At 45.6% G+C, this 13,232-nt stretch carries 9 protein-coding genes; 3 read left to right on the top strand and 6 right to left on the bottom strand.

Annotated features, from left to right (window positions below):
• Nucleotides 1–261: 261 nt before the first annotated feature.
• Nucleotides 262–1,212 carry a tRNA (adenosine(37)-N6)-dimethylallyltransferase MiaA gene (gene miaA, locus HMPREF9193_RS06295; protein ID WP_040847692.1) on the bottom strand — a complete coding sequence of 317 codons (951 nt, stop codon included), beginning with the start codon at nucleotides 1,210–1,212 and terminating at the stop codon, nucleotides 262–264.
• Complete coding sequence (locus HMPREF9193_RS06290; protein WP_040847691.1) at nucleotides 1,190–1,381, bottom strand: DNA-directed RNA polymerase subunit omega; 192 nt, start codon at nucleotides 1,379–1,381, stop codon at nucleotides 1,190–1,192. The genes miaA and HMPREF9193_RS06290 overlap by 23 nt, the downstream gene beginning before the upstream one ends.
• Nucleotides 1,382–1,520: 139 nt before the next feature.
• Here HMPREF9193_RS06290 and HMPREF9193_RS06285 point away from each other — a divergent pair, with 139 nt between their 5' ends.
• A complete protein-coding gene (locus HMPREF9193_RS06285; RefSeq protein ID WP_021687250.1) occupies nucleotides 1,521–2,909 on the top strand; it encodes a glycoside-pentoside-hexuronide (GPH):cation symporter in 1,389 nt (462 codons plus the stop codon).
• A gap of 109 nt (nucleotides 2,910–3,018) precedes the next feature.
• Here the strand turns inward: HMPREF9193_RS06285 and HMPREF9193_RS11180 are convergent, their stop codons facing one another.
• Together HMPREF9193_RS11180 and HMPREF9193_RS11175 are read right to left on the bottom strand one after the other, a co-directional pair.
• Nucleotides 3,019–3,600, bottom strand: a complete 582-nt coding sequence (locus tag HMPREF9193_RS11180; protein ID WP_021687249.1) for a formylglycine-generating enzyme family protein — start codon at nucleotides 3,598–3,600, stop codon at nucleotides 3,019–3,021.
• Between the two features lie 18 nt (nucleotides 3,601–3,618).
• A complete protein-coding gene (locus tag HMPREF9193_RS11175) occupies nucleotides 3,619–4,014 on the bottom strand; it encodes a hypothetical protein (RefSeq protein ID WP_021687248.1) in 396 nt (131 codons plus the stop codon).
• A 157-nt stretch (nucleotides 4,015–4,171) separates the two neighbouring features.
• Between HMPREF9193_RS11175 and pta the strand changes: the two genes are divergently transcribed.
• Nucleotides 4,172–5,179: a phosphate acetyltransferase gene (gene pta / locus HMPREF9193_RS06275; protein WP_021687247.1), complete on the top strand. Its 1,008-nt coding sequence runs from the start codon at nucleotides 4,172–4,174 to the stop codon at nucleotides 5,177–5,179.
• 46 nt (nucleotides 5,180–5,225) lie between these two features.
• The gene (locus HMPREF9193_RS06270) at nucleotides 5,226–6,176 is read left to right on the top strand and encodes an Hsp33 family molecular chaperone HslO (protein ID WP_021687246.1); all 951 of its coding nucleotides are present in this window, start codon (nucleotides 5,226–5,228) and stop codon (nucleotides 6,174–6,176) included.
• Between the two features lie 74 nt (nucleotides 6,177–6,250).
• Here the strand turns inward: HMPREF9193_RS06270 and HMPREF9193_RS06265 are convergent, their stop codons facing one another.
• Nucleotides 6,251–10,129 (bottom strand): UvrD-helicase domain-containing protein, encoded by a 3,879-nt coding sequence (locus HMPREF9193_RS06265; RefSeq protein WP_021687245.1) that lies wholly within the window; start codon nucleotides 10,127–10,129, stop codon nucleotides 6,251–6,253.
• Nucleotides 10,122–13,118 (bottom strand): PD-(D/E)XK nuclease family protein, encoded by a 2,997-nt coding sequence (locus tag HMPREF9193_RS06260; RefSeq protein WP_021687244.1) that lies wholly within the window; start codon nucleotides 13,116–13,118, stop codon nucleotides 10,122–10,124. Before HMPREF9193_RS06260 ends, HMPREF9193_RS06265 begins: the two co-directional genes overlap by 8 nt.
• Nucleotides 13,119–13,232 lie beyond the last annotated feature (114 nt).

Genomic DNA, 13,232 nt, shown 5'->3' with positions numbered 1-13,232 from the left:
GCTAAAAAAAAGACCGCAGCCGGTAACACGGCTACCGGATGAGCGGCCTTCTCGTTGCATAGTCAATAGAATAACACAAAGCTATTTGTTTTTATGCCGATTTCTTCTGAGCTTTTTTTTCCGCTTGTGAGTGGCTATCTTTTGACGCTTTCTCTTTTTACCACAGGGCACAACAGCACTCCTTATTTTATTTGAAAACTGGCAGTATTATGACTGAATTTTAAGTGCGCGTCAAGTATGTTGCACATTCTTGCTGCACATTCATTGTAAAAATTCGCCGATTTTCTTTATGCCGCCTGCTGTATCTTCGGCAGGTAAAAGGACGGCGTCCGTAAAAGATTTAAAAAAAGTTTGCTGACGTTTTGCATATAAGCGGCTGTTTTTTTTAATACGTTCTTTTACATTTTCGGTACTTTCGTTAAATACTCCGTCAGCAGTAAAAAACTCGCGGTAACCTATAGCCTGCATAGCCGGCATGGAAGAACGGCAGCCTGCAGCAATTAACGAACGCACTTCATCTTCAAGACCTTGAGAAAACATGGACTCTACACGTTCGTTTATTCTTTCGTACAGCTCGGCGCGGCTTCTTTGCAGCGACAAAATCAAAAAACGAAAGCCGTTGCGCGCAACCGGTTTTAAGGCAAAATCGCTTCGTTTTTTACCGCTTGCCGCACACACTTCCAAAGCACGCTTTATGCGGTACTCATCGTGTATATGTATTTTTTTTGCGCTTTCAGGATCCACTACGTACAGCTCGTCCCACAGCTTTTGCGCACCTTCGGCTTCCATCCGCTCGGCGATTTTGCGCCGTACTTGATCGTCCGCTCGCGGGGTCGGCGGAAGTCCGTAAATAAAATTCCGTATGTAAAAACCCGTGCCGCCGAGGATAACCGGCAGCTTACCGCGCTCGTATATGAGTTTACAGCAAAAAAGCGCTTCGCGTACAAAATCGCCTGCGCCGAACTGATCGCAGGGAGAACAAATATCTATAAGATGATGGGGAAGACGTTTGCACAAATCTGCAGATGCTTTTGCCGTTCCAATGTTAAAACCGCGGTACACTTGCATGGAATCCGCACTGATAATTTCGGCTTTGCCGGCAAAAGGAGAAGATGAACCGTCTGCAAAAAGTGCTTCGGCAAAAGAAGTTTTTCCGCACGCCGTCGGCGCGCAAATAACGACGACGGTTTTACGCTTCGATTCGGTATTCAACCTGTTTGGAAAAAAGCTGGCGGGCGGCAAGCGATACCACTTTGCCGTCGTTTTCTTCGATTATGGCATCTTTTACCATAGAAAGTTGATACGCGCGGCGGCTGGCGGCACACGTTATTTCGTATATGTTATCCGTAAACTGTACCAATTCCTCTAAAGGGAAAATCATAAACAAAACTCCGTTATATAAAATTCGGCACAGTTTTGCCGAACACAACTATTTGCCATAGGATAGCTTGTTTTAACCGATTGGTCAATAGGAAAAAACGTGCTATAATAAAAGTGCCTGTATAAAAAGGGGTGCTACAATGAAACGAAACCGTTGGACATTCGGCTTGGGAACTATCGGGCGCGATATGGTGTATGCGCTGGTGAATATGTATTTAATTTTTTATATGACTGACGTTATTTGCGTTCCAACCCGAATTTTGTGGCATATTACCTTTATTATCTTCGCTGCACGTATTTTCGACGCATGCAATGATCCCGTTATGGGGTTAATAGTCGACAATACCAAAACCAAATTCGGCAAGTTTAAACCGTGGATTGCTTTCGGCGCTTTTACGTCAGGCATTTTAACGATTTTGCTGTTTAGCGATTTTAAAGTCAGCGGCAGCGCTTATACGGTATTTTTTGCCGTCGTGTATCTTTTGTGGGGAATTACTTTTACAACAAACGATATAAGCTATTGGTCTATGCTTCCTGCTTTAAGCGTCGACCAAAAAGAAAGGGAAAAAATCGGTGCCGTCGCACGCCTGTGTGCCAATATCGGGCTTTTTTCCGTAGTTGCAAGCATTGTACCCCTTACCGCGTTTTTAAGCAATAAAACGGGGAGCCTTACAAAGGCTTATTTTGTTTTTGCCGTCATCACTGCAATTTCCATGTGGCTTACTCAAAGCATTACTTTAATCGGCGTAATAGAACCAAAGATAACAAAAGAACAAAACCGCACTACCCTTACCGAATTGCTGCACATAATTGCCGGAAACGACCAGCTTATTTTTACGGCACTTTTAATGACGCTATTTATGACCGGCTATACAACAACTACCGGATTCGGATTGTACTTTTTTAAGTATGCATACGGCGACGAGCGTATGTATTCGGTATTTGCAGTTGTTTTGGGACTTTCGCAAATTACAGCTCTTTCAATCTTTCCCTTACTAAGCAAATTCTTTGTACGAAAAACCGTATTTACCTTGGCAACCTGTATGGTGTTAACCGGCTATGTGCTGTTTTTTTTCGCTCCGGTACACACGATGATTTTTATTGGCATTGCAGGCATTTTGATTTTTGTAGGCGAAGCGTTTATTCAGCTTATGATGTTTATGTTTCTTGCAGATTGTGTTGATTACGGACATTGGAAACTCGGCAAACGCAACGACAGCATTTCGTTTTCGCTGCAGCCGTTTATAAGCAAATTTTCAAACGCGCTCGGAAGCAGCATAGTCAGCGCCGTTATCATCGTTTCCGGCATAAAAGAAGCGATCTCAGCCGAAGATGTCAGCATCGGCGGTCTTTTAATGATGAAAACTGCCATGCTTCTTTTTCCTCCGCTGTGCATAGGCGCAAGTTATTTGTTGTACCGCAAGTACTACAAAATCGACGAAACCATGTACAAAAAAATCTTGGACGACCTTGAATTGCGCGGAGAATTGATGCGGGATAAAACTCGTACACAGCCCCATGTTCTATAAAAAAGAAAGCGTCAGCATGTCGTTTAAGAGAATGAGCGAATACAAGCTGTGGACGGCGGACAAAAGCACAATTACTCAAGCCTGCCGTCAATTCGATATGGTGTAGTTTTTACGGACGGCACACTATGCGTAAGCCCAGATCGTTTTGCTCCTCGCTGAGGCTATAAGTTCGAAAGGCACAAGCAGAGCGTTCCGCTTTGCTTGACCAAGCGCCGCCGCGTTTAACATGTCCAAAACCGCCAAAAGCAGGACCGGTATAATCTTTCGGTAACGAAACCGGCAGCGGATTTTTATAATAGTCCCAGCACCACTCCCACACATTTCCGTTCATATCGTACAGACCATAGCCGTTTGCAGCTTTCTTTTTTACTTGGTGTGTTTGACCGTTTGCATCCCCGCCGTCATCATTCCAATACCACGCGTAGTTTTTAAGTTTTTCTTTTTTATTTGTTCCTGCCCATTTATCTTCTTTGCCGCCTTTGGCTGCCCACTCCCATTCAGCCTCAGTAGGCAGGCGAAAACCTTTTTTATTTATGTTTTGATAGGGCTTCTTAGTATTTTTAGCATCCTCTTTTGTGTACACGGTGGTAAATGCTTTGTCGCTATAGTACACGCATTCGTCTGCTCCCAACTCTGGTATTTTTTTAGTAAGTTCATTGCAAAAGGCAATACAGTCAAACCAAGTTACCATCTCTACCGGACGTTTTTTCTACTCTTCTTTTTCTTCAGGCGGAAAAAGTTCACCCTTAAAATGACTTGGATTGGTTTCCATCACTTTTTCCCACAGCTCTTGAGTTACCTCGGTTTCCGCTATTCGGTAAGCGCTTAAGCTTATTGGATGCGGTTTGTTATTGTCTTCATCGGCGTGTCCTACAGTTTTGTTTGTTACCGCATTTATATCGTTCATTCTAAATTTCACACCTTCTACCGTGTAGTTTTTGCCGGGAGGTGGTATAATTTCATTACCGCCTGAAGCTTCTCCACCTATTCCGCCATTTCCTGCACCGGAAACATCCAATTCGTTTGCAGCATTCGGACAAGCAACAAACACACATATGGCGCAAACTAAAAAAAATGCTCCCGTTATTTTCAATACAGTTTTCATAAAACCTCCTTAATTTATGTTCTTAACATTATAGTACACATTCTTCACAAAAATCTACACTACAAGCTTCCGTAAAGCATCTGCTAAAAACTCAGCTCTTGCACAAATCGGTGTGCGGCATTATGATAGATAAAACTCTGTTATAAAGGATGCCCATATGAATTTTGTAGACGCAATGAAAAAAAAAGCCGGAGAACTGCAAAACCGGCTCGTATTGCCCGAAGGCACTGAAGAGCGCACGGTCGCGGCCGCCGCTCAAATTATAAAAGAAAAACTTGCCGCTTCGGTAACGCTTCTCGGAAATAAAGCGGACATAGAAAAAGTCGCCGCAGCAAAAGGCGTTTCGCTTGCGGGCATAAATATCATAGACCCCGAAAACTCCGAATGGCACGACGATTTTGCCGCCGTGTACTGCGAACTGCGCGCAAAAAAAGGTATGACGATGGAACAAGCGCACGTCGATATGAAAAACGCGCTCCGTTTCGGTGCCATGATGGTGCGCAAAAACAAAGCCGATGCAATGGTAGCCGGTGCGCTTTCGGCAACCGCCGACGTTTTGCGCGCAGGCCTCACGATTATCGGAACGGCGCCGGGCATGAAAACCGCATCCTCATGCTTTGTTATGGATATGCACAATTCCAAATGGGGCGCCGACGGTATTATGATTTTTTCCGACTGTGCAGTCGTCCCCTGCCCCACATCCGAACAGCTTGCCGATATAGCCGGTGCTGCAGCCGAATCGTGCCGCACCATGCTCGGCGTTGAGCCGGTTGTCGCGATGATGTCGTTCAGCACCAAAGGCTCCGGCGGTAAAGACGAAAACGTACTTCGCGTGCAGGAAGGCGTGCGCATCGCAAAAGAAAAGTTTCCATCATTGTGCCTCGACGGAGAAATCCAAGCCGATGCCGCCCTCATCCCTTCGGTTACCGAAAAAAAAGCGCCGGGAAGCCCCATTACCGGTAAAGTCAACACGCTCATCTTCCCCGATTTGGGCGCGGGAAACATCGGCTACAAATTGGTACAGCGCTTGGCGGGAGCCGACGCGTTCGGTCCGATTTTGCAGGGCTTTGCTTCTCCGATAAGCGATTTGTCGCGCGGCTGCTCGGTCGAAGACATCGTCATCACCTCAGCCGTTACCTTAGTGCAGGCGGGCAAAAAAAGTTGACGGCGCAATACGGCACAATTTTGTGTGGTTTTGCCGGTACAACATTATGATAAAAGCCGAAATTGAAGGAAAAGAGCTGCTCGTACGGTTACAAAGCCTTGAAAAAGACGGTATGACCGTTTTTATTGCCGCAGACGGTCTATTTAGAGGCGCACTGTTTCACGGAAGTACATTTGTCAACCAAATGCGCTTTCAGCACAAACTGGGCATTTTGGAAACGATGGTGCTAGGGCAAGCAAGTTTGTGCGCCGCACTGATGATCCAAACAATGAAAGGACGCGAACATTTGATATTCCGCTACGACACAAACGGACCGGCTGCAGGTTTTGCCGTTGAAGCGAATTCGGCAGGCTTTGTGCGCGGCAGACTGTTGCAAAACCCCATCCCGATAGAAAAACCGCTTGAAAGCTGGGATTTATCTCCTTTTTTCGGAAGCGGTACGCTTAGCGTAACGCGCTGCCCCGAAAGCAAAAACGGGGAAAAAGTCAAAAACCAAACCGGCGTAGTTGAAATAAAACACCGCAATATCGCGCAAGATTTAACCTGGTATTTTGAACAATCGGAACAAATTCATACGGCGTTTAATACAAGCATACAAATGGACGCTAAGGGAAACGTTATCGGTGCGGGCGGACTTTTTATGCAAGTTATGCCCGAAACGGGCGGACACTCGGTTAAAAATACGGCAAATACCGAAGATGCAATCGTGCGTATGGAGCGCGCTTTTTCTGCCTGCCCTCCTTTGGGGCAATGGTTTAGCGAAGGCGGGAAACGCGAAGATATTGTTTACGGTTTGTTCCGCGAATTTTCTCCGCAAGCGGTTTTGGAACGCGATATCATATTCGACTGCTCCTGTTCAAAAGAACACTATATTCAAGCAATGCGTAATTTAAGCGCAGCGGAATTAAACGATATAAAACAAAACGGAGATGACCCGCTTGAAATCATTTGTCATAATTGCGCAAGTGTGTACCACATTCCGTTAAGCGAATTATAAAATCACAAGCAATTCACCGCTTGCCCGCCGTTTAACTGTTTACCGGTGCTTTATAGTACCAGCAGACCAGAGCTTTATCCGAAAACTATTTTTTCCAAGTCGACTTGTTCGGTTTGAGCGCTGATATCTACCGCGTGTCCCGTGCGAAAATAGTATAAAAAGCAGTGCACGTCCAACGGATTTTTATGCCGCATAAGAGCAGCCGCACGGCGGTACGAAGCAAGCTGAACGATATGGTTTTCGGGATTTTCCGAAAAATCGGTTTTAAAATCTACAACAACCAAACTGCCGTCTTTATTTTCGTATACCAAATCCATTGTACCGTTTACGATAACATAAGAGCCGTCTTGCTTCCCGCCGTTTTTTGCCTTTGTAAGCAGCAATTTAAAAGCATATTCGTTTTTGCGCCACACGGCATTTTTTGCTTTTTGCCCCAAAGAAGAGTTTACAAAACCTTCCGCCATTTTTTGAGCCGTTTCGGTTACGGTTTTAAGCTGACTTGTGTTAAGTGCGGCGGCGGTAACAGCGGGAATATGAACTGTTTTCCCCGTAAAAGCGGCTTCGGTAAACGCGTGGGCGATGGTTCCAAAATCTTCGTAACCGAACGCCCCGTTTGGAATCGATTGAATGATGTCATCTACCGCCAAGCGTTTTTGTGCCGAAAACTGCGCATGCCCTTGTTCAGGCGATGCGACATACTCCTCTGATACATCGGCAAAAACGTCCGGCGCTCCGATAAGCTCCTCTGATGCATCGGAAAGCACATCCGACAAACCGGAAGAAAGTGTTTCGCACAGCTTTGAGGGGTTGCGGTACGGGCTGGGTAACACAGGCGCGGTTAACACGGGAACGTTTTTATACACGAAAGCAAGTTGCTTTTGAACATCCTGCAGCGAAGCCGTTTTTTTTACCGAAGACAAGCGCGCTATATCTTGCCGACTCATACGGGGAATAAGTTCAAGAGTAAACGGGCAACAGCCGTCCGTGCTGCGCGAAAAAAACGCAATAAAGGGTAAAAGCAAAGCAAAAAAGCTTCCGTTAGGCACATAAAATTCAGGCTTTACCAAAAGATTTTCGGCATTTTTTACCGTTTCGGTTTTTGAGTCGAACAACGCACATAAACGCTGCGCACAAAAGAGCTCTTGCGAACTGTATTCGGACATATATTTTGACACCGCATTGTTGTCAAAACCATTTTTTTGCGCCGCTTCCAATAAATCGCGCGCTTTTTGATTTAGCGAATATGAAGCGCTTATGTACAATTCTTTTTCCGCACGCGTAAGCGCTACATACAAAAGACGGCGCAATTCCGCATCGCTTTTGCGTGCAGCCGAACAAGCCATATAGTCAAAGAAAAAGTTTTTAGTACACTCTTTTGTACCCCGCGGCGGCGGAAAATTAAACGATATGCCCCACTCTTTGTCGGCGTACATTTTATCGGTATTTGTGTCCGTTTTTGCGCGCGATGAAGTGCCGCACAAAAATACTACCGGAAATTCAAGTCCCTTGCTTTTGTGTATACTCATAAGACGCACCGCGCTTTTTTGCTCTAGCGGTAAGTCCATACCGTCAAGCCGCCGCTGTGTCCGCTCCAAGTCGGATAAGTATTCTACAAAATCGGTTAAGGTTTCTCCCCGGCTATCCGCTGAACGCGCAAGTTCATACAGATAATCGTACAGTTGAGAAAACAGCATACCTTCCTTATTCCACAGCGTTTCAAAGCGGTAGCCTTCGTTGTACCAGAGCAAATTTACCGTTTCGGCACAGGATAAAGCGGCACAGCGGCGGCGTAAGTTTTCGTAACGGCTCATGCCTAAAGTAAAACGGTATGCATCGTCCGCTTCTAAAGCGATGGCATTATCCGCACAAAACAATACCCTATGCTCGTCGTTTTTTGTGCGCTCAAGCGCCGCAGACAAACATAAAAGAACGGCTCGCTCGGATAAACGCACAAAGGGCGAACGAAGCACAGCCGCAAAAGAACGTAAATCCTGCGGATACACAATAAGGCGTAAAAAGTAATACATATCGTTTACCGGCGCATCGGCAAAAAAGCCCACGACGTTTTCCGCCGTGTACGGAACGCCGCGCAAACGAAGGTGTTTTTCGTACACAAGCTGAGAAGTATACGAGCGGAACAAAACCGCAATGTCTTGTGCACGGTAGCGTTTGCTTTGTATCAAAGAAGCGATTTTTTCAGCGACGAATACCGCTTCGTTTTCTTCGCTGCGGATAAACTCATCGTCTTGAGCACCGCCTTTGGCGTCCGCGTTATCCGCAGTATCTGTTCCCGTATCCAGCACGCACACATGAATGGGAGCGTCCTGCAATTTGTGTGCCGTGCGGTTCAAACTTGGTGACAGCTCCGAACTTGTCGAAGCGTTCTGCAAACTGTGTAGCGATTGCGGCGGCTTGTCCGCATTTTGTTCGGGATGACATACTTTTGTGTATTCGGCTTCAAATGCCGGAAGCTTTTCGCCGCTGTTCAACTGGTAATCTTGAATAAACACCGAATAAGCACCCGGTATTTTATAAGTGTTGTCCGGATACGAAAAACCGCCGAAAAGCGAATTGAACGCTGCCACCAAAGAAAAAGACGATCGGTAATTTGCCGAAAGAAACAAAGATTGAGCATTTAAATCACTTTTAAGTTTACGGAAAACGCCTACATCAGCGCCGCGGAAAGAATAAATCGACTGTTTTTCATCCCCTACAAAAAACAATTTATCAGGGCATAATTCATGTGCGCGGGGAACGGATTTTTCCGTACGCTGCGGGTTTTCGGCAAGTAAAAAAAGCATATCGCGTTGATCTTCATTATTATCTTGGAATTCGTCAATCATAATTGCCGAAATGCGCTTTTTTTCCGCACACCGTATATCGGGGTGTTCGATAAGAATGCGCAGCGCAAGAGACGATACGTCGGCAAAGGTGAGAATCCCCGATGAGCGTTTCCAATCGTTTATGCGCTGTTCAAAAAGTTCCACCAAGGGAATCAATTCAAGCATATCGGCAAAGTGCAAAAGATAATTCGCTATTCCCGATAAAACACCATACGCCGAACGAAGCGTTTTAACGGCGCTGCCTTTTTTTCCGCGTGCGCTTTGTTTTTGCAAAACGTACAATTCATCAAAAAAAGAGAGCATGCGTTGTTCAAAATTTGCGGACCAATCACTTTGCCGGTTCACGGCGTTTTGCGTACCGGAAACAACGCTTTGCCGTTCTTCTCGCATAAGCTGTACATAGCGTTCAATATCGGCGGCGCGCACCGGCACTTCGGGACATAATTCCGTTTGCTCTGCAATATGCGATTGACAGTCCCACATACTTTTAAGTTTTTGTATTTGCTTATCTATAAAAGAATTAAAATCAAAAGGATGAGCAAGGACCGAATACTTGAGCACAGCGCCGGCAAAAAAATCGCATGCCGTTTTGTGTATATCCTGCGTACCGCTTAAAACCCTCAGTGCATTGCTATTGCGGTGCTCCAGTGCAAATAACAGCGCTTGCTTTTGCACATACTCATCCACCGCTTCACAGTCTACGGTAAAATCGGGGCGAATACCGTAAAAGCGTGCCGATGTGCGAAGCAAAAATGCACAATACGAGTCGAGCGTTTGTATGCGCGCTTTGTGAAAATCCGCCAAAGCCGTTTTAACGCGCCGGTACTGTTCACTATCAGGCTCGCAGTGTTCAGCGGTTTGTGCAAGTGTTTTGTAAATACGCTCGTACATTTCCGAAGCGGCTTTATTGGTAAAAGTAAGCGTTAAAATACCGTCTACCGGCATACCCTCATCGACAACCAGATGGGCAAAGCGGCGCGAAAGCACAAAGGTTTTTCCCGAACCTGCGCCTGCCGAAACAACGCAATTGTCTTTTTGCACAACCGCACAGCGCTGTTCTGCATTTAATTTTTGTTCCAAAAACGGATGTAAAGCAGCCGCATCACTCATCGTTTGCCCCCGATACAACGTAGGTTTTTCGGCACAGCGCTTTGTATTCGCAAGCGGCGCACGTTTTGTACGGCACTTTTGTTCCGTCAGGGAAAAACCCTCGGCATTTGGAATCGGTAAACAAAGTAAGCTTTTTATCGCAAAGCGCGTTTACGTAATCGTTTGCCGAGCGTTCAAATGCTTGAAGCGTATCGTCTACCGAAAAACCGCGCGCATTCGCTTCAGTTCTGCTTAAAATATCGTTTGCCCGATAGGGTTTGGTTTTTCCCGTTGCCGCCGACACCACTGAACCTACTATGGGCTGAATTTCTGCGCGGTGTATACTGAAAAAAAACGCTCCGTTTACCCAGGGTTTACCCGAACACTTTATGCTTTCGTACAAACGGATGTAAGCTGCAAGCTGAAAGTTCGTCAATACTCCGTCAGGCGGCTGAACTATGCAGTCGGCAAAAGAAGGCATAGCACCCGTTTTAAAGTCGACTATGTACAAGCCGTCATCTCCGTTTTGAGCGTCAGTACATTCCAAAACGCAGTCGAGCGTTCCTTCCAAAATCTGCCGTTCGTTTTCCAGCGACAAACTTTCTTCAACAGACACAACCGTACAGCCTGAAAACCATGCCGTAAATTCGGCAAAAAAATTGCTCAGCACATCTGCAATCGTTTTAATGCGGCTGTGAAGCATTTCCACCGTAAGTGGGCTCAGCTCATTGGGTAAACCGCAAGAAGACGGCAAGCCTTCTATAACCTCACGGGTAAAGTATTCAATATCCTGCACTTGTTTTGCCGGAACTTCATTTTTCCACTGCAGCAGTTGTGTCGAATTACGCAATTGACTGAGCACGCGTTTTATTATTTCGTGGTACAGTGTACCGATAAATACATCGTCTGCCAAAGACGCGGAAGGCTCATATTCTTTTATACGCAGTACGCGCGAAAAAAGCCATTGTACCGGGCAAGTATAAAAGCTGTTTAAACTGCTTGCCGACACGCGTATTTTTCCGCTTGCAGAATCGCGGGCAAAAGAATCTATGCGCTGTTTTAATATTTTAAGCGGAAAATCAGCGATCTTGTCATCAGTACCGTTCGCGCTCGCATTTTTTTGTACAAAAGGAGAGCACCACGCGTCAAAGCCCGTCTTTTGTATTGAATGGATAAAGCTCGGTTTTTTTCCGGTAAAAGCTTCCGCGTCTAAAACACCGGTTTCTAAAACATTGCAGGCAAACAAATTACGTTCGGCTTCAAAAGCATCGGCAAAGGATGCTTTTGAGCGCGTTTTATCCTGTGATACGGAATCGGACGGCTGATTTGTTTTTTGAAGCAATGTGCTAAAAGTCGCATGAGCTAACGCATAGCCGGTAAAAGTTTTTTCAGCATAGCTTGCATACAAAGGATGTTCGCTGTGCAAAGCATACAAAACGGCAAACTGTGCACCCGTATCGCTGTCTTGTACACCCAACTTTGCCCGTTTATCGGAGCGCAAAAACGAAAGCGGCGTATGTACGGCATTTACCGCATTTTGCGAAGCGTTTAATACAATATGTTGTTTAAAAGGTGCTCCTGCAGCCAGCCGGTATGGAAACACGCTGACGCCGCGCACAGTGCTTTGCTGCACATAGTCTTTTGAATCAAGCTGTTTTACAAAAAAAGCAAAAGGCTCACGGCAAAAAGCTGCATCGGGGTACGAGCGCTCAATATCGATAAGAGTTCCCAATTCGGCAATACAGCGGCTGAGAATAAGGTCGACTTGCGGCAAAAAATCACCGGCAGTAAAAAAATCGTTTTTAAATATAAAATAACGCTCTCGAATTTTTTCAAAAGAAGAAGCAGCGTTCAGTGCAGCAATATCTTTTTTTAGCAAGCGGTATAGCGCACGGCAGCGCTCTTCTCCGCCATTTTTTTTAAATGCTTCTTCCCATATATCCGTTCCATCGTATGAACACATACAGTTGTTTTGTATGCCGAATTCAATAAGTTGATGTATCGCCGTTGTATCTTTCCATGGAAAAGACGCGTCGCATAAAAGAGAGCGCAAAGTTTCAAAAGAAAAATCCTCGTCGGCACACTTTTTTATAAGCGAAAACAATTTACCTGCAGGATAGCGGCTTAAAGTTTTGCCCGAACGAAGCTGAACGGGAATATCGTATAAGGAGAATTCTCTAAGCACGTAGGGAATCAGCGTGTCCGTATCGGGAACGCTTACGGCAATATCGGTCCATTCAAGAGCGGCTCTGCCGTTTTCCGGTGTACATAAAGAGCGTATAAAAAGAGCTGCACGGCGCAATTCTTCGGCAGCGCTTGCACATGGAATAAACCGGCAAAAAGCGTCAGACGGATTTTGCGGAACGTGAATAAGATTCACCGACGGGCTTTGTTCCAAAAGTGTACGGTATTCGTCAAAATCCTGTAAAATTTCAGGATATACGATAACATAGGAATTGCCCCGGCTTTCAAACGGCGGCATTTCCCACGCAGGCTCAAATAAATTATGTTCATCCAAAAAGCGGCTGTAGCATTTTTTAAGCTCATATAAATCGGCGTCTTCGGCATCGGCAAAATACGCACTTGCCGTTCCGTCTTTTTCGATTGAAGCGGAATTTTTCTCTGCAGCCGAGGCATGCGCCGTGTACCGCTTTTCCCACGAAGCAAGCTGTGGCAAAAGCGAAGCAATCCAGTCTGCAAAACCGGAAGCGTGAGCTGCATAAAAATCCGGAATGAGGGAATGAAATATATGCTCGGTTTTATTCAGCTCTAAAAGATTAAGTACAAAAAGTTTTCTGAGCACCGAAGGAATACTGTTTTTATTTTGGTGTACGGCACGGATCGATTCGCTTTTAAAGCGGTCCCATGCGGTAAAGCGTTCCAAAGCTACCGCTTTTTCAAAGCGCAGCGCATATTCCGCCCACGCAGAAGCGGCTATGTCGGTCGGAAAAACAAAAAAAACCGCGGGGTCGTGTATGTATGCTTCAAGCGCGCTTTGTACCGTTTGCATAACGGACAATTATATCACATTTTCGGCTTATCGACAAAGGGTTGTTCAGCCGGCAATACCGGAGTAAAGAGAATATGAGATGTCTTTTTTAGTTACAAATTTCCTAAAACTATA

The sequence above is a fragment of the Treponema lecithinolyticum ATCC 700332 genome (assembly GCA_000468055.1).
Taxonomy (GTDB): Bacteria; Spirochaetota; Spirochaetia; order Treponematales; family Treponemataceae; genus Treponema_C; species Treponema_C lecithinolyticum.
This window is presented reverse-complemented; position numbering and strand designations above follow the sequence as displayed.